Origin of the sequence: Kitasatospora misakiensis (genome assembly GCF_042656005.1) — a bacterium.
In the GTDB taxonomy this organism is placed as follows: Bacteria; Actinomycetota; Actinomycetes; order Streptomycetales; family Streptomycetaceae; genus Kitasatospora; species Kitasatospora misakiensis.
Window position 1 is genome coordinate 37,226 of the sequence record NZ_JBHSOF010000049.1, and the last position, 26,593, is coordinate 63,818.

Consider the following 26,593-nt stretch of genomic DNA (forward strand, 5'->3'; position numbering starts at 1 on the left):
CGCCGATGACCCCGTCCGCCGACGACCGCACCCCCGCCGAGCCCGGGCAGCAGACCACCGCCCGGCTCCTCGTGGTCGACGACGAACCCGCCCTCCGGGACGCCCTGGAGAGCAGCCTCGCCTTCGAGGGCTACGAGGTCGCCACCGCCACCGACGGCTACGAGGCCCTCGAGTCGGTCGAACGCGACCGGCCCGACCTCGTCCTGCTCGACATCATGATGCCCCGGATGGACGGCCTCACCGCCGTCCGCCGGATGCGCTCGCGCGGCGACACCGTGCCGGTGCTGATGCTCACCGCCCGCGACGCCGTCGGCGACCGCGTCACCGGCCTGGACGTCGGCGCCGACGACTACCTCGCCAAGCCCTTCGAACTCGACGAGCTGCTCGCCCGGGTGCGCGCCCTGCTGCGGCGCAGCGCGCTCGCCGGCGAGGCCGCCGCCCGGGCCGCGGCCGTCGAGGAGGAGACCGACGTCCTCGCCTTCGCGGACCTGCGGATGAACACCGCCACCCGCGAGGTCACCCGGGCCGGCCGGCCCGTCGAACTCACCCGCACCGAGTTCATGCTGCTGGAGATGTTCCTGGCCCACCCCCGGCAGGTGCTCACCCGGGAGCAGATCCTCAAGGCGGTCTGGGGCTTCGACTTCGAGCCCTCGTCCAACTCGCTGGACGTGTACGTGATGTACCTGCGCCGCAAGACCGAGCAGGGCGGCCTGTCCCGGCTCATCCAGACCGTCCGCGGGGTCGGCTACGCGCTCCGCCCGGCCGCCGGCACCAGCGCGTGAGCCCCGTCGTCCCACCGCCCCCGCTCCACCCGCCGCGCGTCCCGCGCCGCGGCCGCCTCTCCGCCTGGTACGGCGCCCGCTCCCTGCGCACCCGCCTCACCTTCCTCTCGGCGGCCGCGGTCGCGGTGGCGATCGCCCTGTCGGCGCTCGCCTGCTGGTTCATCGTGGAGAAGCAGCTCTACAACGTGGTCCGCAGCGACCTGCAGAACGTGCGGGAGGTCGGTCCGCCCGCCCAGGTCGACGACTGCTCCACCAACCTGCAGAACGCACTCAGGGCGGTGCAGAGCACCGCCCCGCAACCGCCGGCCGGCGGTTCCGCCCCCCGCGACACCCAGTACGTGATCACCGGCCAGCCGCCGCTGTACTGCCTGCCGCCGCAGGCCACCAAGGCCATCGCCCCGGACCCCGGCGACACCGCCGTCCTCGCCCTCAAGCCGAACCAGTCCATCATCCGTGAGGGCCACTACACCAACGGCGAGCCCGCGCTCGTCCGGGTCTCCTGGACCAAGCCGAAGTCCCTCCCGCCCACCCTGGTCATGGTCGCCACCTCCACCAAGGCGGTCGACGAATCCCTCGACGGGCTCGCCATCGTCCTCGGCGGGGTCGCCCTCGGCGGCATCATCCTGGCCGGTCTCGCCGGGCGGCTGGTCGCCCGCTCCGCGCTCCGGCCCGTCGACCGGCTCACCGACGCCGTCGAGCACATCGCCCGCACCGAGGAGGTCGGCACCACCATCCCCGTACACGGCGAGGACGAGATCGCCCGGCTCTCCACCTCGTTCAACTCCATGAGCATCGCCCTCGCCAACTCCCGCGAGCGCCAGACCCGCCTGATCGCGGACGCCGGGCACGAGCTGCGCACCCCGCTCACCTCGCTGCGCACCAACGTCGACCTGCTGATCCGCAGCGACGACACCGGCCGCCCGCTCCCGCCGGCCACCCGCACCAAGATGCTCGGCAACATGAAGGCCCAGATGCAGGAGCTCACCGAGCTGATCGGCGACCTGCTCCAGCTCTCCCGCCCGGACTCCCCGAAGCCGGTACGCACGCTCGCCGTGGTCGCCGTGCACGAGATCGTCGAACGGGCGGTCGAACGCGCCAAGCTGCGCGGTCCGGGGCTCGTCTTCCAGACCGCCACCGCGCCCTGGTTCGCGCACGCCGACGCCGCCGGCCTGGAGCGCGCGGTGATCAACCTGCTGGACAACGCGGTCAAGTACAGCCCGCCCGGCGGCACCATCGCCGTCCGGCTCGACCGGGGCGTGCTGACCGTCCGCGACCACGGTCCCGGGATCCCCCAGGACGAGCTGCCATACGTCTTCGACCGGTTCTGGCGCTCCCCGTCCTCGCGTCAACTCCCCGGCTCCGGGCTCGGGTTGTCGATCGTCGCGCAGAGCGTCCGGGAGGCCGGCGGCGAGGTGTCGCTCGGCCCGGCCGCGGACGGCGGGCCCGGCGCGCTGGCCACCCTCCGGCTCCCCGGCGGGCCCACCCCGACCTGAGGCGGGGCACGAAAAAGGGGCGGGGCGCCCCGACAGCGCCCCGCCCCGGCCGGCTCACGGCCGGCGACCACCGACTCAGTCGAGGTCGCCGCCCGGGCCGATGACCTTGATGCGGTCCTGCGCCGGAGCCTTCAGCGGCGCGGCGGCCGAGCTGTTGGCACCCAGGTAGGCGTTGAAGACGTCCAGGTCGGAGGCGCCGACGAGCTTCTCGGTGCCGGCCGCGAAGGCCGGGAAGCCGTCGCCGCCGCCGGCCAGGAACTCGTTGGCCGCGACGCGGTACTTGGCGGCCGGGTCGATCGGCGCGCCGCCCAGGCGGATCGAGTCGACGACGACCCGCTCGGCGCCCTTGTTGCGCATGTCCAGGGTGTAGGTGAGGCCCTTGGACGGCTGCAGGATCTTCGGCGAGGCCTCGTTGGAGCCGCTCACCTGCTGCTGGAGCAGCTGGATCAGCTGGTCCCCGGTCAGCGTCTTGACCTGCATCATGTTGCTGAACGGCTGGACGGCGAACGCCTCGCCGTAGGTCACCACACCGTCGCCCTCGGCACCGCTCTGCTTGTGGACGAGGTCGGAGCGGATGCCGCCGGGGTTCATGAAGGCGATCTGCGCGCCGCCCTTGTCGGCGGCGGCCAGACCGGCCTGCTGGGCGTCGGCGATGATGTCGCCGAGCGGCTTCTCCGGGTCGCCGTTGCCCCGGCCGTTGATGTCCGAGGCGATGTAGCCGATCGGACGGTTGGCGATCGGCGCGGCCAGCTTGGAGTAGTGCGAGATCAGCTCCGTCATGTCCGGCGCCTTCTCGACGGTCCGGCGCACGACGTGGTTCTCGGCCTTGACCGACGGGCGGACGATCGCGCCGGTGGTCTTGTCCAGCTTCAGGTCGATCTCGGTGTACAGCCGGCCGAAGGAGGCGGCGCTGGTCACCGAACGCGGCACGCCCTGCGGGTCGGGGATGGTGCAGGCGTACGCGTTGTGGGTGTGGCCGGTGACGATGGCGCCGACCGCCGGGTCGATCTTCTTGGCGATGTCGACGATCGGGCCGGAGATGCCCTGGCCGGCCGCGCCGCAGTCGTAGTTGTAGGTGCTGCTGGCCGGCAGACCGCCCTCGTGGATCAGCGCGACGATCGAGTTGACGCCCTTGGCCTTCAGCTCGGCGGCGTACCGGTTGATCGTGGCGACCTCGTTGGCGAACTTGAGGCCCTTGACGCCCTCGGCGGTCACGATGTTCGGCGTGCCCTCCAGGGTGACGCCGATGAAGCCGACCTTCACGCCCTGCGACCTGGTCACCCAGTACGGGGCCAGCAGGGGCTTGCCGGTCTTCTCGTTGGTGACGTTGGCCGACAGGTAGTTGAAGTTGGCGCCCTTGAACCTGCGCCCCTCCTCGTAGCAGCCGTCGGTCGGGTGGCAGCCGCCGTCCTGCAGGCGAAGCAGCTCGGCGGAGCCCTCGTCGAACTCGTGGTTGCCGACCGAGGTCACGTCCAGGCCGAGCTTGTCCAGCGCCTCGATGGTGGGCTCGTCGTGGAACAGCGCCGAGGTCAGCGGGGAGGCGCCGACCAGGTCGCCGGCGGCGACGGTGATCGAGTCGTCGGCGGGGATACGGGCCTGGCGCAGCGCGGTGGCCAGGTACTCGATGCCGCCGGCCGGGGTGCTGACCACCTGGCCGGTGACCGGGTCGACCTCCCGGATGGTGCCCGAGGAGCCGGCCGGGGGCTCCAGGTTGCCGTGCAGGTCGTTGATCGCCAGCAACTGGAGGTTGACGGTCTTGGGCTTCGCGGTCGCGGCCTGCGCCACGGACGGCATGGCCAGCGTGCCGACGAGGCCTGCGGCGGCGACGACGGCCAGCGCCGACCGTCGGGTTCTGACGGAGAGCATGTAGGGGTTCCCCCGCACCTGTGAGAGCGCCCAGCTGTGGACAGGCCGACAGGCCCGGGCGCGCGAGACGAGTGTCGTTGCGCGAGTGCAGCCTAGGGTCAACGCGCGTAGCTGTCAGGCCCCTGAACGTAACGACGGGGTTACCTGCTGACGAATCGTCGCCGGACTCTGCGCACCGCTCCGCCCCCGCACCACCACCGGCGCCGGCGCCCGGGGCGGACCCGGGCGCGTCGCGACCCGACTCAGACGCCCGGCTCGGCCGCCAACTGCCGCTCGGCCCGGACCCGTTCGGCCACCGCGTCCTCGGTCATCGCGCGGTCGGTGTAGACCAGTGGGCGCTCCGCGTCGGTGATGATGTGCTTCACCACCTGGACGTTGCCGTTGACGTCCCAGACCGCGATGCCCGGCGAAAGTGTGGGGATGATCTCCACGGCCCAGCGCGGCAGACCCAGCACCCGCCCGGTGGCCCGCGCCTCCTCGGCCTTCTGCATGTAGATGGTCCGGGTGGAGGCCATCTTGAGGATCGCCGAGGCCTCCTTGGCCGCCGCGCCGTCCACCACGTCCGACAGGTGGTGCACCACCGCCACGAAGGACAGGCCCAGCCGGCGGCCGAACTTCAGCAGCCGCTGGAACAGCTGTGCCACGAAGGGGCTGTTGATGATGTGCCAGGCCTCCTCGACCAGGAAGATCCGCTTCTTGCGGTCCGGCCTGATCCAGGTGTGCTCCAGCCAGACGCCGACGATCGCCATCAGGATCGGCATCGCGATCGAGTTGCGGTCGATGTGCGACAGGTCGAAGACGATCAGCGGCGCGTCCAGGTCGATGCCGTCGGTGGTCGACCCGTCGAACATGCCCCGCAGGTCACCGTCGACCAGCCGGTCCAGCACCAGCGCGACGTCCAGGCCCCAGGACTGCACCTCGTCCACCGCGACCCCCAGCGACTCCACCGAGGACAGCTCGGGGCTGCGCAGGGTGTCGATGATGTCGTCCAGCACCGGCTGCCGGTCCCGGACCGTCGCCACCACGTGCGCGTGCGCGGCCTTCAGCGCGAAGCCGGCCCGCTCCTCAAGACCGCGCCCCATCGCCACCTCGACGATGGTGCGCAGCAGCGACAGCTGCCCGGTCTGGGTGATCGCCGGGTCCAGCGGGTTGAGCTTCACCCCGCCGTCCCGGGCGGCCATCGGGTCGAGCCGGATCGACTTTATGCCCAGCGCGTTGGCGATCAGGTTCCACTCGCCGACCCCGTCCTCGCCCTGCGCGTCCAGCACCACCACCTGCCGGTCCCGGAACCGCAGCTGGCGCAGCACGTACGTCTTCTCCAGCGCCGACTTGCCGTTGCCGGACTCCCCCAGCACCAGCCAGTGCGGGGCCGGCAGCTGCTGGCCGTACAGCTGGAACGGGTCGTACACGTATCCCTTGCCGCTGTACACCTCGCGCCCGATGATCACCCCGGAGTCGCCCAACCCCGGCGCGGCGGTCGGCAGGTACACCGCCTGCGCCTGCCCGGTCGAGGTGCGCACCGGCAGCCGGGTGGTCTCCACCTTCCCGAACATCAGGCTGGTGAACGCGTCGGTGAGGTTGCCGATCGCCATACGGGGGCCTCCAGATCAGTCGCTCGGCCGGGACCCGCTCAGCGGCGGATACCGGTGGCGAACGGCAGGGTGTTGACGAACGCGCGGTGGTGCTCGCGGTCGCACCACTCCAGCTTCAGATAGCTCTTGCCCGCCGACGCCCGGATCGTCCGCTTGTCCCGGGCCAGCGCCTCCGGATTCCGCGAGGAGACCGTGATGTACCCGACCAGGTTGACGCCGGCCGCGCCGGACGCCAGGTCGTCGCCGCGCTGGTCCACCCGGCCGCTGTGGGCCAGGTCGCGCGGGTCGACCGTGCGGTTCATCTTGGCGGCGCGGCTGGCCTCCGCCTCGTCGTTGGTCTTCTCGGTGAGCATCCGCTCGATGGCGACGTCGGTCGGCTCCAGGTCCATCGTCACCGCCACCGTCCGGATCACGTCCGGGGTGTGCACCAGCAGCGGCGCCAGGAAGTTCACGCCGACCGGGGTCAGCGGCCACTCCTTGATCCACGCGGTGGCATGGCACCACGGCTCCCGGGTCGCCGACTCACGGGTCTTCGCCTGCAGGTACTGCTGGTGCGTGGCGTCCAGCTCGGCCGGCCAGGCGTTGCGCCTCGACATCGCCTGGATGTGGTCGATCGGGTGGTCCGGGTCGTACATCGAGTGCAGCAGCGAGGAGAGCCGCGCCTGGCCCAGCGGCTGGCGCACCCGGATGTCCGCCTCCGCCAGCCGCGCGCAGATGTCGGTCAGCTCACGGGCCATCACCGCGGCCAGCCCCTCGTCGTCCCGGGCCCGCCGCCCGGCCGCGCCCTTGCCGTCGGCGCTACGCCCCATGGCGTGCGCCTCGGCCGCGAGGTCCCGGGTGTAGTGCATACAGGCCACCAGGTACGCCCGGTGCTGCTCGGACGAGGTCGACACCATCGACTGCAGCTGGTCGTACGAATCCTTCAGCCAGCGCGGCGCGCCCGTGTCACCGCGCCGCTCCACGTCCTTGGCGTGCGCGTCCGGGTCGGCCGGCAGGGTCCGGGCGAGGATCTGCAGCCGGGTCACGAAGCCGTCCCCGTTCGCGACGTGCTTCAGCAGCGTCCCGAACCGGTCGACCAGCGCCTCCTGGTCCTCCGAGTCGCGCAGCCCGACACCCGGGCCCTCGATCTCGATCGCCGCCGTCACCGTGCGCCGCTCCAGGTGCATCAGCACCCCGACCTCGTCCGGCCCGAACGGCGCCGACAGCCAGCGCAGCCGCCCGACCCCGGGCGGCGGCCCGATCTCCACCTCGCGGCCGTCCAGCCGCGTCCCGGCGTCGACCGCGTCCGACTTCCACACCGCCCGGCCGCTGCGGACCGTCCGCCGGTAGGTGCGGTTGATCTCCACCCACCGGTAGAACGTCCGGCGCCGGTACGGCACGTACACCGCCGCGATCGCCAGCGCGGGCAGGCCGACCAGGCCGGCGATGCGCAACGGCAGGATCGGCATCAGCAGACCCCAGAGCATGCCCAGGAAGGCGCCGAAGATGATCAGCACGATCTCGCCGGACTCCCGGTTCCGGCCGATCGGCGCGTTCGGGCGGGCCTTGCCGATCAGGTAGGTGCGGCGGTGGTGCACGTACGGCTGGGCGTACTGGCCGCCGTACTGGCCGAGCGGTTCGCTGCTCACTTACCCGTCACCCTCCCTTCGCTGGATTGCTGTTCGGAACCGAGGACTGGGCCGGCGGCCCGGCCTGCGGCGGCGGCGCCGGCGTCCGCCCCGCGTGGGCCGCGATGCCCGGGGCGACCGAACCGCCGCCGGCGCCCCCGCCCCCGCCACCCCCGCCCTGTCCCGGGCCGCGGTCGCCGTGCGTGCTGATGCCCTGCCGCATGAAGTTGGCCGTCCCGTTGATCATCGCTGAGCCGGCGGACACCGCGCTCGCCCGGGCGCTGCGCATGTTCATCATCTCGTCACCGAAGCCCGGCACGAAGCGGTAGACCGCGGCGCTCGCGAAGATCGACAGGAAGAGGATCGCCAGCCCCGACAGCACCCGGGCGAAGTCGTCGCTCGCGCCCGCACCGGCCGACACCGCGCCGGCCAGCCCGAGGATGATCACGATGATCGGCTTCGCCAGGTCCACCGCCACCATCACCCCCGCCCAGCGGCGCACGTGCTTCCACAGCTGCTTGTCCACCAACCCCGCGTACACCGCCGTCCCCAGCAGCGCGCCCACGTACAGCATCGCCGCCCGGATCAGCAGCTCGATCCAGAGCACCGCCGCGGCCAGCACGGCCACCAGCGAGGTGATGATCAGGATCAGCGGCCCGCCGCCGATGTCACCCTTCTCCAGGGTGTCCGCGAACCCGCCCAGGTACGTCCCGGTGTCCGACTTCGTCCCCACCGCGATCGCCTTGGTCAGCCCGTCGGTCGCGCTCACCACCGTGTACAGGATCAGCGGCGTGAACGCCGACGCCACCACGGTCAGCCAGAGGAACCCGATCGCCTCCGAGATCGCCGTCGTCAGCGGCGCCCCGCGCACCGCCCGCTTGGTCACCGCGAGCAGCCAGAGCACCAGCGTGACGATCGTCGACGCGGCGAACACCACCGCGTACTGCTGCAGGAACGACGCGTTGGTGAAGTCCACCTCCGTCGTCCCGTCGATCGCCCCCGACAACTTCCGCACCACCCACGCCGCCGCCTGCGCACACCCCTTCCCCAACGACCCCAACGGATCCGTCACCGACCCGACCGTCCCACTCCCGGGCAGCGACGCCCCGCCGCCACCAGGGGCGCAGTAGACGTCGCTGCCGGGCAGGGGAATCCCCGGACAGTTCGAGTTCGGAGCAGTGGGGGTGGGGGAAGGGGTCGCCGTGGGCGATGGCTCGGCGAGAGCCTGGTGCGCCGTCAGAGCCACCGTCAGCACGCCCAGAGCAGCGCCACCCGAGAGCCTCGTCAGAGCGCGCGGAATCGATCCCCGGCCACCGTCAGCGCGCATAGCGGAAGCCTCCGAACTGCTCGACGGCACCTGTGATCTCCTCCGCGGTCGCGGCCTGCTGGTCCGGCGGGACAGGTGCCGGGCCCGAGGCCCGGCTGAAGTCGGTGAGTTTCCAGTCCTCGCCCACCCACCGCAGGCTGAGGGTGACGGTGAACCACTCCTCCGAGACGGGCCGGACGGATCGCTCACCGGCGATCCCGAACAGCCCCGTGCACCAGACCTCGACCTTCACGCTCTCGGCCGTGTAGCCACTGCTCTTGGTCCCCACCGGCACGGTCCGGCTGACGAAGGTCATCCCCTTCGGAGCGCGACCCTGCGCGTCCACCCCGAACCTGGCGGCCGTCTCCGGCGAGAACCCCTGGTCCAGGCGGGACTGGAGGGTCTGGGCGGTGGCCGGGTCGGCGATGGTGGTGACGATGGTGTGGCGGCTGTCGGCGCGGAACATGTCGGCAGAGCCGATGGCCACGGCGTAGTTGGCGCCGGCGGACTGGGCACCCTGGTCGGTGTGCGGGAAGCCCGCGGCGATGCCGTTGACGGTGGCGGTGACCGGCTGGTCGCCGCTGGGGGCCGGTCCCGCGCCGGAGGCGGCGGTGGGGGCGGCCCCGGCCCGGTCGGCCGAGCGGCCGGGGTCGGCGGAGCGCCCGGGGTCGGGCTTGCCCCGGTTGGCGACGGAGATCGCCAGGACGAGCAGGGTGACGACCAGCAGGACGGTCAGCAGGGTGCGCAGCGGGCGCGCCTGACGGGCGCTCATCTGCGACGAGGGCTGTTCGCCGACCGGCAGCCGCGTTCGGGTGTGCGGCTGGTCGTCGGACAACGGCACGGCGGCCCTCCTGGTGCGGGGAGCCGGGGGCGGCTCCGGGGGCCCCTCCGGCCGTGGGCGGGCGCGGAGGGAAGGGGTGGTGGATGGATTCCCGGCGTGGCTCCGGGCATGCACGGATGCCCGGTCGGACAGTCCGGCAGTCCGACAGTCGGACGGTCAGACGATCGGACAGGTCGAGCGGCACGGCTGCCGCGCCGTCCACCGGCGCGTCACGACGGTCCGCCCCGTGGGCACCGTCCGCTCCGCCCCGACTGTCCGTTCTGCCCGATCGTCAGATCGCCATGCCGTACACAATGGTGAACAGAGTGCCAAGTGATCCAATGATGAACACGCCGGTCAGGCCGGCGATGATCAGCCCCTTGCCCTGTTCGGCGCCGAAGCTGTCACGCATCGCGGTGGCACCGATCCGCTGCTTGGCCGCACCCCAGACGGCGATGCCGAGGCAGGCCAGGATCGCCACGGCCATGACGACCTCCACCATCACCCGGGCCTCCGACCCGAGGCTCGCGAAAGGGCCCCAGTCCGGGGCGATCCCGCCGATGATGGTGTCGATATTCGGCTTCTTTGGAGGGTCCTCGGCCAGGTGGCCGATCGCGATGCTGTGCACGCTGCTCTGGTTCATTTCCATCTCACCGCCCGATCAGGCAAATTCAAGGGCCCAGACCCCACCCGCGCGAAGGGTCGGTACCTATTCTTGGCCAGATCTGATGTCGACTTGGCTACTTCTCGCGGATTGGTCGTGAGGCATCGGACACGTACGCGAGGATGTCCACCGTACGAAGGATAGCGCTCACTCTTTGTATCTCTGATGATTGCGGTGAGCAACGCCTTCCGGGACACTTCGACTGACGATTCGTCGGGATGGTGCTGATGGTACTCCGGAAGGGCGCTACGGCCGCCGCTGCTGCGGGAGTTGTCCTGGCCGGCTTCGTCGGGCTGGTGACGGTCGGGACGTATGCGGCGAGCGGGACTCCGCAGCAGCAGGGCAATGCCGCCGGACTCTCCCCGGGAACCGTTCCGGCCGCGTTCCAAGGGCCGATCGAGCAGTGGGGCCGGCTCTGTCCCGATCTCTCCCCCCCGTTGCTCGCGGCGCAGTTGTACCAGGAAAGCGGTTTCGACCCGCGGGCCCGTTCCGGTGTCGGGGCGGAGGGATTGGCGCAGTTCATGCCGGGCACCTGGGCGACGTACGGCACGGACGGCAACAACGACGGCCGGAAGGACCCCTGGGAGCCGCTGGACGCGATCGCCTCGGCGGCCACCTTCGACTGTGCGCTCGCCACCTATGTCGGCAAGGTCCCGGGCGACCGCCAGTCGAACATGCTGGCCGCCTACAACGCCGGGCCGGGCGCGGTGACGAAGTACCAGGGCGTACCGCCGTACCGGGAGACCCAGGGGTACGTGCGAAACATCCTGGCGACGGCCCGCAGCTTCGCCGCCCCGGTCGCGCCGGTGGCGGTGTCCGCGCAGTCGGCCGGCGCGATCTACTTCGCGCAGACCAAGCTCGGCACCCCGTACCTGTGGGGCGGCGAGGGGCTGCCCTCGCAGAACGGGCGGTTCGACTGCTCCGGGCTCACCCAGGCGGCGTACGAGAGCGTGGGCATCACCCTGCCCCGGGTCGCCAACGACCAGTGGTACGCGGGGCCGCACCCGTCCCGCGACCAGCTGCGGCCGGGGGACCTGGTGTTCTGGGCGACCGACCTGTCGGACCCGCGCAGCATCCACCACGTGGGCATCTACGTCGGCGGCGGGTACATGATCAACGCTCCGCACACCGGCGCGGTGATCCGCTACGACAAGATCGACACCCGGGAGTACATCGGCGCCACCCGGGTGACCTCGGACGCCGCGCAGGCGCTGCCGACCCGCAACGCCGACGGCGGCGTGGTCGCCCCGAGCCGCCCCGCCGACCCGGCCGCGCCGACCACCCCCGCCCCCACGGCCCCCGTGGCCCCGGCGGCACAGGTGGCCCCGGCCGCCCGGCCCACCGCGGTCGCCGCCACCCGCCCGACAGGTTCAGGTCAACTCCCTGCAAAGAACTGAGCCCCGACCGGCCCCCCGGTGTGCGCGCGATGTGGACGCTGAGTCAAGTTTCCATAACCGCGCGTTCCCGTGGAACGCTGCCCCTCGGTTATGACGTTGTGTCCGTTGGCTCCCCGTCAACCGCCCTGACCTGGGCGGCGGCGGACGGGCCACGGCCGGAACGTTCAGGTGCAGCGGACCAGAAGGAGGTGCGGCGTGTCGACGCCGCTTGCCGACACGACCAACCCCGACCTCGGACTGCTCTACGCCGTCAACGGTCTGGCCAAACGCGCCCCGGCCTCGCTGGACCACCTGATCTCCTGGATCGGCGAGTACGGCATCCTGATCGGCCTCGCGCTGCTGGGCCTGACGGGCTGGCTGCAGGCCCGGCGGCGCCCGGACGCCCCGGTGGCGATCGCCGGGCTGCTCTGGGCCCCGCTCTCGGTCGCCATCGCCGAGCTGGCCAACCTCCCGATCGCGGCGATCGTGGACCGGCCCCGGCCCTTCGTGGACCACCCCGACATCGAGGTGCTGGTCGAGGGCAAGGCCGGCACCTACTCCTTCGTCAGCGACCACTCCACGATGTCGATGGGCATCGCGGTGGCGCTCTTCCTGGTGAACCGTCGGCTCGGCTGGATCGCCGGCGGCCTGGCCCTGCTGCAGGGCTTCTGCCGGATGTACATGGGCGTCCACTACCCCACCGACGTGATCGGCGGCTTCGCGCTCGCGGTCGCCGTGGTGCTGCTGCTGGCGCCGATCGCGATGGCCGTGCTCGTACCGCTCTGCCACGCGCTGGCCCGCACCCCGCTCGCCCCGCTGATCCGCTCCGGCCGCGGGGGCGAACGCGGCGACGGACGGAGCGCCGGGCGCGGCGGCCGCGGGCGGCGCGGCGGCGGGACCCGCGGCACGGTCCGCTCCGAGGAGCAGCCGCCCGAGTCCGACCTCGCGGCGTAGGACCTCCGCCGGGCCTAGGCCGGGGCCGCGCCGTTGTCGGCGAGGTGGTCCTCGGCCTCGCGGCGGGCGAGGTCGCGGGAGCGCCGCGCCGGGGAGAACCAGCCGCAGGTGCAGGTCGCGAAGCAGAAGGAGCCGCGTTCGCTGATCACGACACGGTGCTCGGACATCCGGACGGCGCCGGTAACGGCCGGTAGCTCACTGTGCACGTGGTTCACGGTAACCCGCCGGGCCACCGGCGCGCGAGGCGCGGAACGCGCCTGGTCCCGCGTAACCCCTCGCGCCCCAACTCGTTTGCCCGGAAAGAGCTCTGCCCGCCCCCTGACGGTGGCCGGCGGGGCAGTCGGGCCCGAGGGGGTTTCGCGAGGATGAAGATGACCGACCAGCAGCGCACCGGCCGGACGGTCGGCCGGGCGGCACGGGCCGCCCTGCTCGCCGCCGTCCTGGCCGGGGCGGCCGGACTGGCCGGCTGCTCGCCGGACGGTGCCGGGAGCGCCTCGGCCGACCAGCAGGCGAGCGGCGCCCCGGACCAGCTCGCCGCCGACCCGCTGACGGCGGTGCGCGGTACCGCCGACATCACCGGCCGTTCGGGCTCGGCGCACGCCGCCACCGAGCTGGTGACCGAGTCCGCCGACAAGAAGGCCGTCTTCACCGGCGCCGGCGGCTACGACTACGTGAAGCGGATCGGCCGGCTGGAGGTGCAGGTGCCGCCGGGCGCGGCGACCACCGGCAAGATCGTCGAGGTGCTGCTGCCCGGCACCGTCTACCTCCAGAACAGCGGCGCCAAGGTGCCGGAGGGCAAGTGGGTCAAGCTGGACGTCCGCCAGCTGCCGGACGGCAACCTGGTCAGCGGCGGTGCCACCGACCCGGCCTCCGCCGCGGGCGCGCTGCGCGGCGCGCAGAAGGCCGAGCTGGTGGGCCCCGAGACGGTCGACGGGGTCGCCCTGAAGCACTTCCGCGGCACCCTGGACCTCGCCAAGGCGGCCGACGCCACCGGCGGCCGGGGCGGGGACGGCCTGCGGATGGGGGCCCAGACCTTCACCGTGAAGGAGGTCCCCTACGACGCCTGGCTGGACGAGCAGGGCCGGCTGCACAAGGTGGTCGAGGTCTTCACCTTCGCCGGGGTGGCCGGCTCCAAGGAGGCGAAGGACCAGGTGAAGGTGGTCTCGACCACCACGCTGAGCGACTTCGGCACGCCGGTGGAGGCCGCCGAGCCGGCGGCCGCGGACATCTACGCCATGAAGCCCGGCGAGAGCCCGAAGTAGCGCGCCGCGGGCGGCTCGGCGCCGGACGCCGCGGGGGCGAGGGAGGCCGCCGGTCCGGGTGGGCCCGGGAGTCCCGGATCCCACCCGTTTCGGCGGCGCCGAGATGGCCCGTCCGTGCCATGTGGACGGGCTCCGAAGTGCCTAGGCTGGACGCGGGTGGCTGCCGCCCGGGCTGGCGAGGCGCTGAAGGGGTGGTGCAGGTGATGGCGTCCACGGGCGGCCGCAGCGGCGGCCACGACGACGCGGCCCTCGACGAGATCGACCTGGCCGGCGAGCTGATGATCGCCGCCACGGCCAGCAGCGGCGACCGGCTGCCGACCGAGCGGATCGACGAGGTGCTGCTCGACCGGCCCGACGGCGGTCCGGCCGCCGGACCGGCACGCGGGGAGGGCTGAGGACTCCCGGCTGAGGACTCCCGGCTGAGGATCCCCGGCTGAGGTCCCCGCCTGCCGTACGACGCCGGGCCCCGGGTCAGCTGCGCAGCAGGCGGGCGATCGCCGCGGTGGCCTCGGCGACCTTGGCGTCCAGCTCGGCGCCGCCCTCCTCGGCGGCGGCCGCGACGCAGTGCCGCAGGTGCTCCTCCAGCAGCGAGAGCGCGAAGGACTGCAGGGCCTTGGTGCCGGCCGAGACCTGGGTGAGCACGTCGATGCAGTAGACGTCCTCGTCGACCATCCGCTGGAGGCCGCGGATCTGTCCCTCGATCCGGCGCAGCCGCTTGAGGTGGGCGTCCTTCTGCGCGCTGTACCCGTGCGGCCCGTGGGCGGCGTGACCGGCGGTGGCGGTGGCGGCGTCCGGGGAGGCCGGGTGCTCGCCGTGCGGTTCCGCCCCGGGCGCCGGCTCCGGCTCGGTGCGCGCTTGCGTGGTGGTCATCGGCCCGCCTTCGTCTGAGTGCCTGGGTGGCTGCGTCGGCCTCCAGTGTCCAACAACCGGGCCCGCAGTGGTGTTCCTCGGGCGGCGCCGGCCGGGTGCGGGTACGCGCCAGCCGCGGTTCCCCCGTCCGGGGAACACCCCGCTGTTCCGCCCGCACGGCAGGGGCGATCCGGGCGAGGTTCCGTCAGACTGGGGGCTCGCGCCCGCAGCTGTGGTGCGGGTCGGACCGCTGCTGCGGCAGCCGAACGGAAGGGGAGGTTCCGGCTCCTCTTCGGCCACCCCGTTTGCGCGAACGCGCTCGGTTGCACCTAGCATCGTTCAGTCCCCTACCCCGCACATCGGAGATTTCCGTGCGTTTTAGCCTGACCCCGAAGGAGACGAGTTTCTACGACATGTTCGCCGCCGCCGCGGAGAACCTGGTCGTGGGCTCGAAGCTCCTGCTGGAACTGCTGGGATCAGACGTGTCGGCCCGCGCGGAGATCGTCGAGCGCATGCGCGCCGCCGAGCACGCCGGAGACGACACCACCCATGCGATCTTCCACCAGCTGAACTCGTCCTTCATCACGCCCTTCGACCGCGAGGACATCTACAACCTCGCCTCGTCGCTGGACGACATCATGGACTTCATGGAGGAGGCGGTCGACCTGGTCGTCCTCTATGACATCCAGACCCTGCCGAAGGGCATCGAGCAGCAGATCGAGGTCCTGGCCCGCGCCGCCGAGCTGACCGCCTCGGCGATGCCGAACCTGCGGAGCATGTCCAACCTGACCGAGTACTGGATCGAGGTCAACCGACTCGAGAACCAGGCCGACCAGATCCACCGCAAGCTGCTCGCCCACCTCTTCTCCGGCCAGTACGAGGCCATCGAGGTGCTCAAGCTCAAGCAGGTCGTGGACGTCCTCGAACAGGCCGCGGACGCCTTCGAGCACGTCGCCAACACGGTGGAGACCATCGCGGTCAAGGAGTCCTGACCCCCGTGGACATGGCTGCACTCATCGCCGTCATCGGCGTTGCGTTCTTCTTCACCTACACCAACGGCTTCCACGACTCCGCCAACGCGATCGCCACCTCGGTCTCCACCCGGGCGCTGACGCCCCGGGCGGCGCTGGCGATGGCCGCGGTGATGAACCTGGCCGGCGCCTTCCTGGGCAGCGGGGTGGCGCACACCGTCTCCCAGGGCATCATCGAGACCCCGACCGGCAACCAGGGCATGGCGATCCTGTTCGCCGCACTGGTCGGCGCGATCGCCTGGAACCTCGTCACCTGGTACTTCGGCCTGCCGTCCTCCTCCTCGCACGCGCTGTTCGGCGGCATGGTCGGTGCGGCGCTGGCCGGCGGCACCGAGGTGATCTGGAGCGGGGTCATCGACAAGATCATCATTCCGATGATCGTCTCGCCGGTGGTCGGCCTGGTCGGCGGCTTCCTGGTGATGCTGGCGATCCTCTGGATCTTCCGCCGGGCCAACCCGCACAAGGCCAAGCGCAACTTCCGGGTCGCGCAGACCGCCTCGGCCGCCGCGATGGCGCTCGCGCACGGCCTCCAGGACGCGCAGAAGACGATGGGCATCGTCGTCCTGGCCCTCACCATCTCGGGCCACGAGAGCCCGGGCGACCCGATCCCGGTCTGGGTGAAGATCTCCTGCGCGACCATGCTCTCGCTGGGCACCTACGCGGGCGGCTGGCGGATCATGCGGACCCTGGGCCGGAAGATCATCGAGCTCGACCCGCCGCAGGGCTTCGCCGCCGAGGCCACCGCCTCGGCCGTCATGTACATCACGTCGTTCGTCTTCAAGGCGCCGATCTCCACCACCCATGTGATCACCTCTGCGATCATGGGCGCGGGCGCCACCAAGCGGCTCCGCGCGGTGCGCTGGGGCGTCGCGAAGAACATCGTGCTCGGCTGGTTCATCACGATGCCGGCGGCCGCCGTCGTCGCGGCGCTGGTGTACTGGTTCGTCCACCTGTTCTGGGGCTGACCGGCCCCGGCCGGCCGGACGCCCGGCCGGACGCGATCGGGCCCGCCCCCCACATCTCGGGGGGCGGGCCCTTTCATGCTCCGCGGCGGCACCGCCATGCAGCACCACGGAGCAGCTCTGTGCCTCACCGCTCGCGACCGCCGGCGGCAGCGGCAGCGGCGGGACCGATCAGCCGAAGCGGCCGGAGATGTAGTCCTCCGTCGCCTGCACGGACGGGTTGGAGAAGATCCGCTGGGTGTCGTCGAGCTCGATCAGCTTGCCCGGCTGGCCGACACCGGCCAGGTTGAAGAAGGCGGTGCGGTCGCTGACGCGGGCCGCCTGCTGCATGTTGTGGGTCACGATGACGATGGTGAACTGCGACTTCAGCTCGCCGATCAGGTCCTCGATGGCGAGGGTCGAGATCGGGTCGAGGGCGGAGCAGGGCTCGTCCATCAGCAGGACCTGCGGCTCGACCGCGATGGCGCGGGCGATGCAGAGGCGCTGCTGCTGGCCGCCGGAGAGGCCGGCGCCCGGCTTGTTCAGCCGGTCCTTGACCTCGTTCCAGAGGTTGGCGCCCTGGAGGGACTTCTCCACCTTGTCGTCCAGCACGGACTTCTTGCGCACACCCGCGAGCTTCAGGCCGGCGACCACGTTGTCGTAGATCGACATGGTCGGGAACGGGTTCGGGCGCTGGAAGACCATGCCGATCGAGCGGCGGACGGCGACCGGGTCGACGCTGGAGGCGTACAGGTTCTCGTCGTCCAGGAGCACCTTGCCCTCGACGCGGGCGTTGGGGATCACCTCGTGCATCCGGTTGAGGGTCCGCAGGAAGGTGGACTTGCCACAGCCGGAGGGGCCGATGAAGGCCGTCACCGAGCGGGGTTCGATCGCCATCGAGATGTCCTCGATGGCCTTGGTGGAGCCGTAGTAGGCGGACAGTCCGCTGACGTCGATGCGCTTGGCCATGATCGTCTTCTCTCAGTCTTCGTCGTACGTCAGTCGGTCGCTCAGTGTCCGGCCTTGGGCGAGCGCCAGCGGGCGATGCCCCGGGCGATGAGGTTGAGCCCCATCACGAAGGCGATCAGCACGAGCGCGGCACCCCAGGCGCGGGCGTAGCCGTAGTCGTTGTTCACCACGGCGTACTGCTGCCAGATGTACATCGGCAGCGACTGCTGCGGTCCGTCGAACGGGTTGTTGTTGATGTAGGCGGCGCCGAAGACCAGCATCATCACCGGGGCGGTCTCACCCGTGATGCGGGCGACCGCGAGCATCACACCGGTGGTGATGCCGCCGATGGCGGTGGGGAGGACGATCCGCAGGATGGTCTTCCACTTCGGCACGCCGAGCGCGTACGACGCCTCGCGCAGCTCGTTCGGGACGAGCTTGAGCATCTCCTCGGTGGAGCGGACCACGACCGGCATCATCAGGATCGCCAGCGCGAGGCTGCCCGAGAAGCCGGAGTAGTTGAAGCCGAGGGCGAGGTTCCACAGGGACAGGACGAACAGACCGGCGACGATCGACGGGACACCCGTCATGACGTCGACGAAGAAGGTGACCGCCTTGGCGAGCGTGCCGCGGCCGTACTCGACCAGGTAGACGGCGGTCAGCAGACCGATCGGGGCGGCCATCAGGGTGGCCAGCAGGACCTGCTCCAGGGTGCCGATCAGCGCGTGGTAGATACCGCCGCCGGGACCCGCGGAGCGCACGCCCATCATGGAGTGCGACAGGAAGTTGCCGTCCACGACGCCGATGCCCTTCTGGACCGTGTAGACGGTCAGCGCGAGCAGCGGGACGACGGCCAGGATGAAGGCGACCCAGACCACCGAGGTGGCGAGCCGGTCCTTGGCCTGCCGGCGGCCCTCGACCTGGGCCGCGAGCACATAGCTGATGACCATGAAGAGGATCGCGGAGATCAGGCCCCACTGGAGCTTGCTCTCCAGGCCGCCGACGGCGCCGATGCCGCAGCCGAGGGCGATCGAGCCGGCGGCGACGGCGGGCGGGGCCCACTTGGGCAGCCGGTTGGCGGTCAGCGTGCGGCCGACCGGGCGGGCGTCCGCCGGGACGGACGTGGTCGCGGCGCTCATGCGGAGTACTCCTTGCGGCGGGCGACGATCAGCCGCGCGGCACCGTTCACCAGCAGGGTGATCACGAACAGGACCAGGCCGGAGGCCATCAGCGCGTCCCGGCCGAAGGGCTGGGCCTCGTTGAACTTCAGCGCGATGTTCTGCGCGAAGGTGCCGCCGCCCGGGTCGAGCACGTGCAGCGAGAGGACGTTGTTGGAGGAGAGCACGACGGCGACCGCGATGGTCTCGCCGAGCGCGCGGCCGAGGCCGAGCATCGAGGCCGAGATGATGCCGGGGCGGCCGAACGGCAGCACCGCGGTGCGGATCATCTCCCAGCGGGTCGCGCCGAGCGCGAGCGCCGCCTCCTCGTGCATCCGCGGCACCTGCCGGAAGACCTCACGGCTGACCGCGGTGATGATCGGCAGGATCATGATCGCCAGCAGGATGCCGACCGTGAACAGGTTGCGCGGCGTGGTGCCGACCCGGGACTGGTCGAAGACGTACGTCCAGCCGAGGTACTCGTCCAGCCAGCTGTTCAGGCCGCTGAGGTGCGGCACCAGGAAGAGCGCGCCCCACAGGCCGTAGATGATGCTGGGCACGGCCGCCAGCAGGTCCACCAGGTAGGCGAAGGGCTGGGCGATCCGGCGCGGCGCGTAGTGCGAGATGAACAGCGCGATCCCGATGGCCACCGGGACGGCGATCACCATCGCGATCAGCGCGCTGACGATGGTGCCGAACGCCAGGACGGCGATGCCGAAGACCGGCTTCGGGGCGTCCGGCGTCCACTCGAAGGTGGTGAGGAAGTTGCCCTCGTTCTTGCTCAGGGCGATGCCCGAGCGCCAGGTCAGGAAGCCCGCGATGGCGGCCATGACCACCAGCAGCAGGATGCCCGACCCGCGGGACAGGTTCATGAAGATCTTGTCGCCGACCCGGCTGTCGCGCCGGCGGCGTTCCCTGCCCCGCGGGGCGGCAGGGGTGTTTGAAGTCATTGGTCTACTCCGGTCTGGTGGCGCTGCCCCGAGGGGGCGGCACCATGGCGGCGGTGCCCCGGACGTGGTGCGGTGGTCGTCGATTCCCCCCCGGGGGGCGGCCCCGGCCCCCCTCGTTCACGAGGCCGCCCCGGTGGAGGTCGTACTGGATCAGGCGAGGGCCGTGATCACGCCGTTGACCTTGTCGGTCAGCGACTTCGGCAGCGGGACGTAGCCGCCGTCGCCGATCGCCTTCTGGCCCGCGTCGCTGGCGCTGTAGGCCAGGAAGGCCTTCAGGGTGTCGACCGTGTCGGCCTTGTTGCCCTTGTCGCAGACGATCTCGTAGGTGACCAGGACCAGCGGGTACGAGCCCTCGTCCTTGGTCGCGTAGTCGAGCGTCAGCGCCAGGTCGCTGCCGGTGCCGGCGACCTGCGCCTTGGCGAAGGTGTTGGCGGCGTTGGCGGCGGTGGCCTCGACCGGCTTGGCGGCACCGGTGTTGATGGCGGCGCTCTTCAGGTTGTTGGTCTGCGCGAAGGAGAGCTCGGCGTAGCTGATCGAGTTCTTGACCTGCTTCACCTGGGCCGCGACACCGGCCGAGCCGTTGGCGCCCTGGCCGCCCTTGCCCGCCCAGGCCTTGCTGGCCGGGTAGGGCCAGGCGCCGCCCGAGGCCTTGGCGAAGTACTTGGTCAGGTTGTCGGTGGTGCCCGAGTCGTCCGTGCGGTGGAAGGCCTGGATGTCGGCGTCCGGCAGCTTGGCGCTCGGGTTCAGCGCGACGATCGCCGGGTCGTTCCACTTGGTGATCTGCGAGTCGAAGATCTTCGCGATGGTCGGGGCGTCCAGGACGAGGTTGTCGACACCCTCGACGTTGAAGACGATCGAGATCAGGCCCGCGACGACCGGCAGGTTGATGCCCTGGCCACCGGTGCAGACGGCCTTGCTGGCCTCGACCTCGGCCGGCTTCAGCGCCGAGTCCGAGCCGGCGAACTGGATCTTGCCCTGGTTGAACTGCTGGACACCGGCACCGGAGCCGCCGCCACCGTAGTTGATCGTGGCGCCCTTGCAGGCCGCCTCGAAGTTGTTCTTCAGGATGTCGATCGCGTTGCCCTGGGCGGTGGAGCCCGCGGCGACCAGGGCGGCGGGCTTCGAGCCACAGGCGATCGCCGCGGCGGCGGGGGCGGAGCCACTGGAGCCGCCGGACGCGCTGGTGTTGTTCTCGTCCGAACCGCAGGCGGCGAGCGACAGCGAGCTGACGAGCGCCATGGCACCGATCGCGAGGGCCTTGGAGCGGCCGTTCCGCTGGAGCTTCACAGGTGTCCCTTTCTGTGGCATTGCCCGGCGCGCGAGTCGTGTCGAACCACTGTCGAACACCACGGAGCGCGGGTTTTGCTGAGATCCGGGGCCCGTTCGGCCCGCCGGTGGTACCGAAAGTAAGCCGGGTAGGTGACGCGTCAGCCGGACGTAAGTGAACGGCGAGTGAACCTCGAACGGATGACAGGAAACTACGTCAGGTAGTAACGGTTGCGTCACGGCAAGAGCGCGACGCGATCACTTCCACTCTTCCGTCACGACTCCGGGCCCCGCAACCGCACCGGTCGCGCCCCCAGCAGCTCCAGCAGCGCGTCCACCAGCAACCGGTCCTGCTCGCGGGTCAACCGCGCCCGCGCCTTGCCGGCCGGCAGCCACTCCAACCGGTCCACCTCCCGGTTCGGCCGGAACGCCCCCGCCGTCGGCACCGCCGCCCAGTACCGGACCTCCTTCGGCCGCCCCTGCGCCATGTAGTGCTGGGTCGGCAGCTCGGCCCCCAGCACGCAGGAGAACCCCGTCTCCTCCCGCACCTCGCGCAGCGCCGCCTCGACCACGCTCTCCCCCGGGTCCAGCTTCCCCTTCGGCAGGCTCCAGTCGTCGTACTTCGGCCGGTGGATCACCGCGATCCGCGGCCGGCCCAGCCGCCCGCTCCGCTTCGGCCGCCCGGGCAGCCAGAGCACCGCCCCGGCCGCCAGCACCACCGGCCCCCGGGCACCGGGCAGCCACCGGTCCGCCCGCACCGGCCGACCCCCCATCTCAGGCCGTCCGCGATTCCGGCGCCGACCCCCAGCCCTCGGCCGGCGGCAGCTCCAGCCAGGCCTCCGCGCCCGGCGGCAGCTCCGGCCACCGCCGCCCGAAGGCGTACCGCGCCGCCTGCACCTCCAGCCGCTGATCGGCGTGCACCACCCCCAGCACGTACGCCGTCGCCGGGGTGATCCGCGGCGTGCGCGCCGCCGTCGCCGCCGTCACCGCCGCCTCCGACGCCTCCTGGTGCCGCAGCAGCACCTGGTCCAGGTCGTCCAGCACCGCCGACGGCCGACCGCACACCTCCAACGCGTACCGGGCCCGCTTCACCAGCACCCGCGTCCGGTGCCACGGCGCGTCGTCCGCGGCCAGCGCCGCGTCCGCGTCCAGCTCACCCCGGGGGCTCGGCAGCGCCCCCAGCCGGCGCAGTCCGTGCCCGCCGTACGGCGTGGCCGCCCGCTGCAACGGCAGCAGCTGCGTGCTCGCCGCCAGCGACCCGAACGCGGCCGCCGCCTGCGGCAGCAGCACCGCGGCGGCCCGGCCCTCCGCCGGCTTCGCCAGCGGCGCCTCCGCCACCAGCAGCGTCATCCGGTCCGCCAGGGCGTGCAGCCGCGCCGAACGCAGCTCCTGCAGCACCGTCGAGTGCGCCCTGGTCCGGGCCAGGGTCAGCTGCCGGTCCAGCAGGGCCCGCGCCTTCGGCGCCCCCGCGTGGCCGGCCAGCATGCCCGGCCCCTCCGTCTCGCTGCCGCTCAGCCCGTCCAGCGCGCCCAGCAGCCGGGCCGCCCGCCGTATCAACCCCGGCTCCAGCTCCAGCAGGTTCAACAGCCACCCCAGCTCGGTCCGCGACTCCTGCACCCAGCCCGGCTCGAAGGACGCGCCGAAGGTGTGCAGCAGACCGCCGACCCGCCGCACCGCCCGCAGCAGGTCCCCCGTCCCGGCGGACGGGACGACGGCCGCCCCCGGTCTCGCGCCGACCTCGCCCACCGCCAGCGGCAGGGCGCGCAGGAACGCGCCCGCCAGGGCGGTGAGATGGCTGGAGAGGATGTCCCCGGCGGTCGCGGTCGCGGTCGCCGGGGCCGTCATCGGCGCATCGGTCATGACTAGGTAGATCCCCGTTCCCCCGGGGCCGTCCCCGGGGCTGGTGGCCGACCGCTCAGCGGGTCCCTGCCGCTCAGCAGCTCACGTCGGTGGGTCGCGCGGTCGCGTCGTCGAGTCTCGTGCCGTCGTGTCCCCCGGCGGCGTGACCCGCACCGAACGGTGCGGTGCGGGCCCGCCGCGCGGCGGCGCGGCTCACGCCGTCGCGTCCGCCGTCAGCGGGGTCGGGGTGGCGACCGGCCGTCATCGGCCCGTGGCGGCCCGACGACGCTGACGCGAGTCGATGAGCAGGTCCTGGACATGTCGCAGCTGCTTGCCGTCGACCCCCTGGGCGTGCCAGGTCCACGACCCGTCCGCCCCCAGGTGCCAGGACTCCGTCTCGTCCGACATCCCCAGGTCCAGCAGCCCGGACAGCTCGGCCCGGTGCGCCGGGTCGGTGATCCGCAGCAGCGCCTCGATCCGCCGGTCCAGATTGCGGTGCATCATGTCGGCGCTGCCGATCCACACCTCCGGATCGCCGTTGTTGCCGAAGACGAAGATCCGCGAGTGCTCCAGGAAGCGCCCCAGGATGCTGCGCACCCGGACGTTCTCGCTCAGCCCCGGCACCCCCGGCCGGATCGCGCAGATGCCGCGCACCCACACGTCCACCGGCACCCCGGCCTGCGAGGCCCGGTACAGCGCGTCGATCACGGCCTCGTCGACGATCGAGTTGACCTTGAGCTTCACGTGCGCCGGACGCCCGGCCCGGTGGTTGGCGATCTCGTTGTGGATCCGCCCCACCAGGCCGTCCCGCAGTCCGCGCGGCGCGGTCAGCAGCCGGCGGTAGGACTCGCGGCGCGAGTAGCCGGAGAGCCGGTTGAAGAGGTCCGAGAGGTCCGCGCCGACCTGCGGGTCCGAGGTCAGCAGACCGAGGTCCTCGTACAGCCGGGCCGTCTTCGGGTGGTAGTTGCCCGTGCCGACGTGCGAGTAGCGGCGCAGGGTGTCACCCTCCTGCCGGACCACCAGCGACAGCTTGCAGTGCGTCTTCAGCCCGACCAGGCCGTACACCACGTGGCAGCCGGACTCCTCCAGCTTGCGGGCCCACTTGATGTTGGCCTGCTCGTCGAAGCGCGCCTTGATCTCGACCAGGACCAGCACCTGCTTGCCGGACTCCGCCGCGTCGATCAGCGCGTCGACGATCGGCGAGTCGCCGGAGGTCCGGTACAGCGTCTGCTTGATCGCCAGCACGTCCGGGTCGGCCGCGGCCTGCTCCAGGAAGGCCTGCACCGAGGTCGAGAAGCTGTCGTACGGGTGGTGCAGCAGCACGTCCCGCTCGCGCATCGCGGCGAAGATGTCCGGCTGCGAGGCCGACTCGACGTCGGTCAGGCCGCGCGCGGTGCCCGCCACGAACTTCGGGTACTTCAGCTCCGGCCGGTCCAGCCCCGCGATGCCGAACAGCCCGGTCAGGTCGAGCGGGCCGGGCAGCGGGAAGACCTCCGCCTCGGTGATGTTCAGCTCCCGCACCAGCAGGTCCAGGATGTAGGGGTCGATCGACTCCTCGACCTCCAGCCGCACCGGCGGGCCGAAGCGCCGCCGCATCAGCTCCTTCTCCAGGGCCTTGAGGATGTTCTCGGTGTCGTCCTCCTCGACCTCCAGGTCCTCGTTGCGGGTGACCCGGAAGGCGTGGTGGGCGAGCACCTCCATGCCGGGGAAGAGCTCCTCCAGGTGCGCCCCCATGACGTCCTCCAGCGGCACGTACCGCTGCGGGGAGGCCTCCAGGAAGCGCGCGAGCGACTGCGGCACCTTCACCCGGGCGAAGTGCTTGTGCCCGGACACCGGGTTGCGCACGACGACGGCCAGGTTGAGGGAGAGCCCCGAGATGTACGGGAAGGGGTGCGCCGGGTCCACCGCCAGCGGGGTGAGGACCGGGAAGATCTTCTGCCGGAACAGGGTGTGCAGCCGCGCCTGCTCCTTCTCGGCCAGCTCGGACCAGCGGACCACCTCGATGCCCGCAGCCGCGAGGTCCGGCAGCACCTCCTGCTGGAACGCGGCGGCATGGCGGGCCATCAGCTCGCGCGAACGGGTCCAGATGAGGTCCAGCACCTCGCGCGGCTGGAGGCCCGACGCACTGCGCTGGGCCACCCCGGTGGCGATCCGGCGCTTGAGGCCGGCCACCCGGACCATGAAGAACTCGTCGAGGTTGCTCGCGAAGATCGCCAGGAACTTCGTACGCTCCAGCAGCGGGATCCCCGGGTCCTCCGCGAGCTCCAGGACCCGCTCGTTGAACGCGAGCCAGCTGCGCTCGCGGTCCAGGAACCGGCCTTGCGGCAACTCCTCGAAATCCTGCTCGTCGGCGGAGGTCGGCTCCGGCGGAATCCCCAGCGCGCTGGACAGCCGCGCGGGTGGGGGGGCAGGGACGGGGCGGGGGATGCTCATGGGCTCCAGCTCCTCCAGCAGGACGGCGTCCGGACGCGAAATGCTCTTCGGACCGTCGCCCTCGCCCACCGCCCACGCCCACCCACCCGGCGCGGCCGCCACAGCAGCGGCCACGTGGTGGCCGACGCTGCGCGAGCGAGACACTACGGACTTCATCCTGTGATCTTCGCGGCCTTGATTGAATCCACGGTAAACACCGCATGGCCAGGAGGAAAGCTGAGGTGGTCGGGGCCGCAGCACCCGGCGCACAACCGTTGCCGCGGCCCCGTTCCCTCCGCTAGGCGGCGCCGGGGAGCCCGATCCTCGCCGTCACTCTCGGTCACCGCGAAAAAGGGGTGTGGAGAGGGGATGCTGAGCAGGGTCGAAACGGGGGCGAACCGGGGGCGGACCGGCTATGCCGCGGTGCGGTACATCAGGTCGACTTCGTGGACGGTGAATCCCAGCCGCTCGTACACCCGCACGGCGGCCGGATTGTCCGCGTCGACGTACAGCAGCACGGTCTCCAGGCCGCGCTCGCCGGCGGCGGCGTCGCGTCCGGTCAGGTGACGCAGTCCGGCGGCGGTCAGCGCCCGGCCGAGCCCGCTCCCCTGCTCCGCCGGGTCGACGCCGACCACGTACACCTCGCCGAGGGCCGGCTCGGTCGCGCTCGCCGGGTGCACCTTCGTCCAGTGGAAGCCGACCAGCCGGCCGCCCCGGGTGGCGAGGAAGAAGCCGGCCGGGTCGAACCAGGGCTCGGCCAGCCGGTCGGCCAGGTCCCGCTCGGTCCAGGCACCCTGCTCGGGGTGGTGGGCGAAGGCGAGCGCGTTCAACCGGAGCCACTCGGCGTCGTCCTCGCCGGGCCGGAAGGTCCGCAGCTCGATCCCCTCGGGGAGCGGGGCCTCCTCGGTCTGCGACCCGGTGCGGCGCATCTGCCGCAGCTCACGGACCAGCTCGGCGCCGAACGCCTCGGCCAGGTGCCGGGCCGCCGGGTGACCGCCGTGCACCCAGAAGTCGACGTGCTCCCGGCCGGCCTTCCGGGCCTCGGCCAGTACGGCGTCCACCAGCGGCCGGCCGAAGCCGCAGCCCCGGTCCGCCGGGGCGACGACGAGCTCGGCGGCCGGGTTGGCGGCAGCGCTCTCGGGCACCTCCAGCTGGCCGTAGCCGACGACGCCGGTGGCGGTGCCGGTGAGTGCGAGGAAGTGGGTCACCCCGGCGCGCGCCGTCTCCGAGGAGCGCAGGCGGAGCCGTCCCTGCTCGGACACGGCGGCCCGGCCGTCCACGGCCTGGGCGTCCGTCAGCACCCGCAGGGCCGCGTCCCGCTGTGCCGGCCGCAGTACGTCGGAGGCGAGGACCGTGGTCTCGTCGCCGGTTGTTGCCGTTCCATCGTCCATGCCCTGACGATACGTCAACGGACAACGCAAAGAACCCCCGCCGGAGATCCGGCGGGGGTTCTTTGGAATGATTGTTCGGCGGCGTCC

At 71.9% G+C, this 26,593-nt stretch carries 25 protein-coding genes; 9 read left to right on the forward strand and 16 right to left on the reverse strand.

What is annotated here, in order from left to right:
• The first annotated feature begins 5 nt into the window (after nucleotides 1-5).
• Together ACFP3U_RS29200 and ACFP3U_RS29205 are read left to right on the forward strand one after the other, a co-directional pair.
• Nucleotides 6-782 (forward strand): response regulator transcription factor, encoded by a 777-nt coding sequence (locus tag ACFP3U_RS29200; RefSeq protein ID WP_380228707.1) that lies wholly within the window; start codon nucleotides 6-8, stop codon nucleotides 780-782.
• Complete coding sequence (locus ACFP3U_RS29205; RefSeq protein ID WP_380228708.1) at nucleotides 779-2,275, forward strand: sensor histidine kinase; 1,497 nt, start codon at nucleotides 779-781, stop codon at nucleotides 2,273-2,275. The genes ACFP3U_RS29200 and ACFP3U_RS29205 overlap by 4 nt, the downstream gene beginning before the upstream one ends.
• Before the next feature lie 75 nt (nucleotides 2,276-2,350).
• Here ACFP3U_RS29205 and ACFP3U_RS29210 read toward each other — a convergent pair whose 3' ends face one another.
• The 4 genes from ACFP3U_RS29210 to ACFP3U_RS29225 form a co-directional block, all read right to left on the reverse strand.
• Complete coding sequence (locus ACFP3U_RS29210; protein WP_380228709.1) at nucleotides 2,351-4,141, reverse strand: bifunctional metallophosphatase/5'-nucleotidase; 1,791 nt, start codon at nucleotides 4,139-4,141, stop codon at nucleotides 2,351-2,353.
• Nucleotides 4,142-4,383: 242 nt separating this feature from the next.
• Nucleotides 4,384-5,733 (reverse strand): ATP-binding protein, encoded by a 1,350-nt coding sequence (locus tag ACFP3U_RS29215; RefSeq protein WP_380228710.1) that lies wholly within the window; start codon nucleotides 5,731-5,733, stop codon nucleotides 4,384-4,386.
• A gap of 38 nt (nucleotides 5,734-5,771) precedes the next feature.
• Nucleotides 5,772-7,361, reverse strand: coding sequence for an SCO6880 family protein (locus tag ACFP3U_RS29220; RefSeq protein WP_380228711.1), 1,590 nt, complete (start codon nucleotides 7,359-7,361; stop codon nucleotides 5,772-5,774).
• Nucleotides 7,362-7,368: 7 nt separating this feature from the next.
• Complete coding sequence (locus ACFP3U_RS29225; RefSeq protein ID WP_380228712.1) at nucleotides 7,369-8,316, reverse strand: hypothetical protein; 948 nt, start codon at nucleotides 8,314-8,316, stop codon at nucleotides 7,369-7,371.
• Between ACFP3U_RS29225 and ACFP3U_RS29230 the strand changes: the two genes are divergently transcribed.
• Nucleotides 8,306-8,470, forward strand: a complete 165-nt coding sequence (locus ACFP3U_RS29230) for a hypothetical protein (RefSeq protein ID WP_380228713.1) — start codon at nucleotides 8,306-8,308, stop codon at nucleotides 8,468-8,470. The genes ACFP3U_RS29225 and ACFP3U_RS29230 overlap by 11 nt on opposite strands.
• Nucleotides 8,471-8,656: 186 nt before the next feature.
• On the opposite strand, the gene ACFP3U_RS29235 is transcribed toward ACFP3U_RS29230, so the two are convergent.
• The gene (locus ACFP3U_RS29235) at nucleotides 8,657-9,487 is read right to left on the reverse strand and encodes a hypothetical protein (protein ID WP_380228714.1); all 831 of its coding nucleotides are present in this window, start codon (nucleotides 9,485-9,487) and stop codon (nucleotides 8,657-8,659) included.
• Between the two features lie 271 nt (nucleotides 9,488-9,758).
• Nucleotides 9,759-10,109 (reverse strand): hypothetical protein, encoded by a 351-nt coding sequence (locus ACFP3U_RS29240; RefSeq protein ID WP_363555486.1) that lies wholly within the window; start codon nucleotides 10,107-10,109, stop codon nucleotides 9,759-9,761.
• Nucleotides 10,110-10,357: 248 nt separating this feature from the next.
• Between ACFP3U_RS29240 and ACFP3U_RS29245 the strand changes: the two genes are divergently transcribed.
• Both ACFP3U_RS29245 and ACFP3U_RS29250 read left to right on the forward strand, forming a co-directional pair.
• Nucleotides 10,358-11,527, forward strand: coding sequence for a C40 family peptidase (locus ACFP3U_RS29245; protein WP_380228730.1), 1,170 nt, complete (start codon nucleotides 10,358-10,360; stop codon nucleotides 11,525-11,527).
• Between the two features lie 195 nt (nucleotides 11,528-11,722).
• The gene (locus ACFP3U_RS29250; RefSeq protein ID WP_380228715.1) at nucleotides 11,723-12,460 is read left to right on the forward strand and encodes a phosphatase PAP2 family protein; all 738 of its coding nucleotides are present in this window, start codon (nucleotides 11,723-11,725) and stop codon (nucleotides 12,458-12,460) included.
• 14 nt (nucleotides 12,461-12,474) lie between these two features.
• Here ACFP3U_RS29250 and ACFP3U_RS29255 read toward each other — a convergent pair whose 3' ends face one another.
• Nucleotides 12,475-12,666 (reverse strand): hypothetical protein, encoded by a 192-nt coding sequence (locus tag ACFP3U_RS29255; RefSeq protein ID WP_380228716.1) that lies wholly within the window; start codon nucleotides 12,664-12,666, stop codon nucleotides 12,475-12,477.
• 165 nt (nucleotides 12,667-12,831) lie between these two features.
• On the opposite strand from ACFP3U_RS29255, the gene ACFP3U_RS29260 reads away from it, so the two are divergent.
• Nucleotides 12,832-13,722 carry an SCO4651 family lipoprotein gene (locus ACFP3U_RS29260; protein WP_380228717.1) on the forward strand — a complete coding sequence of 297 codons (891 nt, stop codon included), beginning with the start codon at nucleotides 12,832-12,834 and terminating at the stop codon, nucleotides 13,720-13,722.
• Nucleotides 13,723-13,925: 203 nt separating this feature from the next.
• On the forward strand, nucleotides 13,926-14,117 hold the full coding sequence (locus tag ACFP3U_RS29265) for a hypothetical protein (RefSeq protein ID WP_380228731.1): 192 nt from the start codon (nucleotides 13,926-13,928) through the stop codon (nucleotides 14,115-14,117).
• A gap of 76 nt (nucleotides 14,118-14,193) precedes the next feature.
• Here ACFP3U_RS29265 and ACFP3U_RS29270 read toward each other — a convergent pair whose 3' ends face one another.
• The gene (locus tag ACFP3U_RS29270; RefSeq protein ID WP_380228718.1) at nucleotides 14,194-14,592 is read right to left on the reverse strand and encodes a metal-sensitive transcriptional regulator; all 399 of its coding nucleotides are present in this window, start codon (nucleotides 14,590-14,592) and stop codon (nucleotides 14,194-14,196) included.
• Between the two features lie 350 nt (nucleotides 14,593-14,942).
• Between ACFP3U_RS29270 and ACFP3U_RS29275 the strand changes: the two genes are divergently transcribed.
• Both ACFP3U_RS29275 and ACFP3U_RS29280 read left to right on the forward strand, forming a co-directional pair.
• Nucleotides 14,943-15,563, forward strand: coding sequence for a DUF47 domain-containing protein (locus tag ACFP3U_RS29275; RefSeq protein WP_380228719.1), 621 nt, complete (start codon nucleotides 14,943-14,945; stop codon nucleotides 15,561-15,563).
• 5 nt (nucleotides 15,564-15,568) lie between these two features.
• Nucleotides 15,569-16,567, forward strand: a complete 999-nt coding sequence (locus tag ACFP3U_RS29280) for an inorganic phosphate transporter (protein ID WP_380228720.1) — start codon at nucleotides 15,569-15,571, stop codon at nucleotides 16,565-16,567.
• A gap of 168 nt (nucleotides 16,568-16,735) precedes the next feature.
• On the opposite strand, the gene pstB is transcribed toward ACFP3U_RS29280, so the two are convergent.
• From pstB to mshD, 8 genes are all read right to left on the reverse strand, one after another.
• Entirely contained in the window at nucleotides 16,736-17,512 is a 777-nt protein-coding gene (pstB, locus tag ACFP3U_RS29285) for a phosphate ABC transporter ATP-binding protein PstB (protein WP_380228721.1), read from the reverse strand.
• 41 nt (nucleotides 17,513-17,553) lie between these two features.
• The gene (pstA, locus tag ACFP3U_RS29290; protein WP_380228722.1) at nucleotides 17,554-18,630 is read right to left on the reverse strand and encodes a phosphate ABC transporter permease PstA; all 1,077 of its coding nucleotides are present in this window, start codon (nucleotides 18,628-18,630) and stop codon (nucleotides 17,554-17,556) included.
• On the reverse strand, nucleotides 18,627-19,598 hold the full coding sequence (gene pstC / locus ACFP3U_RS29295) for a phosphate ABC transporter permease subunit PstC (RefSeq protein WP_380228723.1): 972 nt from the start codon (nucleotides 19,596-19,598) through the stop codon (nucleotides 18,627-18,629). The genes pstA and pstC overlap by 4 nt, the downstream gene beginning before the upstream one ends.
• Before the next feature lie 150 nt (nucleotides 19,599-19,748).
• Nucleotides 19,749-20,885: a phosphate ABC transporter substrate-binding protein PstS gene (pstS, locus tag ACFP3U_RS29300; RefSeq protein WP_380228724.1), complete on the reverse strand. Its 1,137-nt coding sequence runs from the start codon at nucleotides 20,883-20,885 to the stop codon at nucleotides 19,749-19,751.
• 254 nt (nucleotides 20,886-21,139) lie between these two features.
• Complete coding sequence (locus ACFP3U_RS29305) at nucleotides 21,140-21,637, reverse strand: NUDIX hydrolase (RefSeq protein ID WP_380228725.1); 498 nt, start codon at nucleotides 21,635-21,637, stop codon at nucleotides 21,140-21,142.
• Nucleotide 21,638: 1 nt separating this feature from the next.
• The gene (locus tag ACFP3U_RS29310; RefSeq protein WP_380228726.1) at nucleotides 21,639-22,724 is read right to left on the reverse strand and encodes a CHAD domain-containing protein; all 1,086 of its coding nucleotides are present in this window, start codon (nucleotides 22,722-22,724) and stop codon (nucleotides 21,639-21,641) included.
• A 240-nt stretch (nucleotides 22,725-22,964) separates the two neighbouring features.
• The gene (locus ACFP3U_RS29315) at nucleotides 22,965-25,136 is read right to left on the reverse strand and encodes an RNA degradosome polyphosphate kinase (protein ID WP_380228732.1); all 2,172 of its coding nucleotides are present in this window, start codon (nucleotides 25,134-25,136) and stop codon (nucleotides 22,965-22,967) included.
• Between the two features lie 392 nt (nucleotides 25,137-25,528).
• Nucleotides 25,529-26,506, reverse strand: a complete 978-nt coding sequence (gene mshD, locus ACFP3U_RS29320; protein WP_380228727.1) for a mycothiol synthase — start codon at nucleotides 26,504-26,506, stop codon at nucleotides 25,529-25,531.
• Between the last annotated feature and the right edge of the window lie 87 nt (nucleotides 26,507-26,593).

What these genes read in the sequence shown, in the direction of transcription:
- ACFP3U_RS29260 (WP_380228717.1), top strand. Translation starts at nt 12,832, where the DNA reads ATGACCGACCAGCAGCGCACCGGCCGGACGGTCGGCCGGGCGGCACGG.
- ACFP3U_RS29310 (WP_380228726.1), bottom strand. Translation starts at nt 22,724, where the DNA reads ATGACCGATGCGCCGATGACGGCCCCGGCGACCGCGACCGCGACCGCC.
- ACFP3U_RS29270 (WP_380228718.1), bottom strand. Translation starts at nt 14,592, where the DNA reads ATGACCACCACGCAAGCGCGCACCGAGCCGGAGCCGGCGCCCGGGGCG.
- ACFP3U_RS29200 (WP_380228707.1), top strand. Translation starts at nt 6, where the DNA reads ATGACCCCGTCCGCCGACGACCGCACCCCCGCCGAGCCCGGGCAGCAG.
- ACFP3U_RS29315 (WP_380228732.1), bottom strand. Translation starts at nt 25,136, where the DNA reads ATGAGCATCCCCCGCCCCGTCCCTGCCCCCCCACCCGCGCGGCTGTCC.
- pstA (WP_380228722.1), bottom strand. Translation starts at nt 18,630, where the DNA reads ATGAGCGCCGCGACCACGTCCGTCCCGGCGGACGCCCGCCCGGTCGGC.
- pstC (WP_380228723.1), bottom strand. Translation starts at nt 19,598, where the DNA reads ATGACTTCAAACACCCCTGCCGCCCCGCGGGGCAGGGAACGCCGCCGG.
- ACFP3U_RS29245 (WP_380228730.1), top strand. Translation starts at nt 10,358, where the DNA reads ATGGTACTCCGGAAGGGCGCTACGGCCGCCGCTGCTGCGGGAGTTGTC.
- ACFP3U_RS29305 (WP_380228725.1), bottom strand. Translation starts at nt 21,637, where the DNA reads ATGGGGGGTCGGCCGGTGCGGGCGGACCGGTGGCTGCCCGGTGCCCGG.
- ACFP3U_RS29240 (WP_363555486.1), bottom strand. Translation starts at nt 10,109, where the DNA reads ATGAACCAGAGCAGCGTGCACAGCATCGCGATCGGCCACCTGGCCGAG.
- pstB (WP_380228721.1), bottom strand. Translation starts at nt 17,512, where the DNA reads ATGGCCAAGCGCATCGACGTCAGCGGACTGTCCGCCTACTACGGCTCC.
- ACFP3U_RS29265 (WP_380228731.1), top strand. Translation starts at nt 13,926, where the DNA reads ATGGCGTCCACGGGCGGCCGCAGCGGCGGCCACGACGACGCGGCCCTC.
- mshD (WP_380228727.1), bottom strand. Translation starts at nt 26,506, where the DNA reads ATGGACGATGGAACGGCAACAACCGGCGACGAGACCACGGTCCTCGCC.
- ACFP3U_RS29215 (WP_380228710.1), bottom strand. Translation starts at nt 5,733, where the DNA reads ATGGCGATCGGCAACCTCACCGACGCGTTCACCAGCCTGATGTTCGGG.
- ACFP3U_RS29210 (WP_380228709.1), bottom strand. Translation starts at nt 4,141, where the DNA reads ATGCTCTCCGTCAGAACCCGACGGTCGGCGCTGGCCGTCGTCGCCGCC.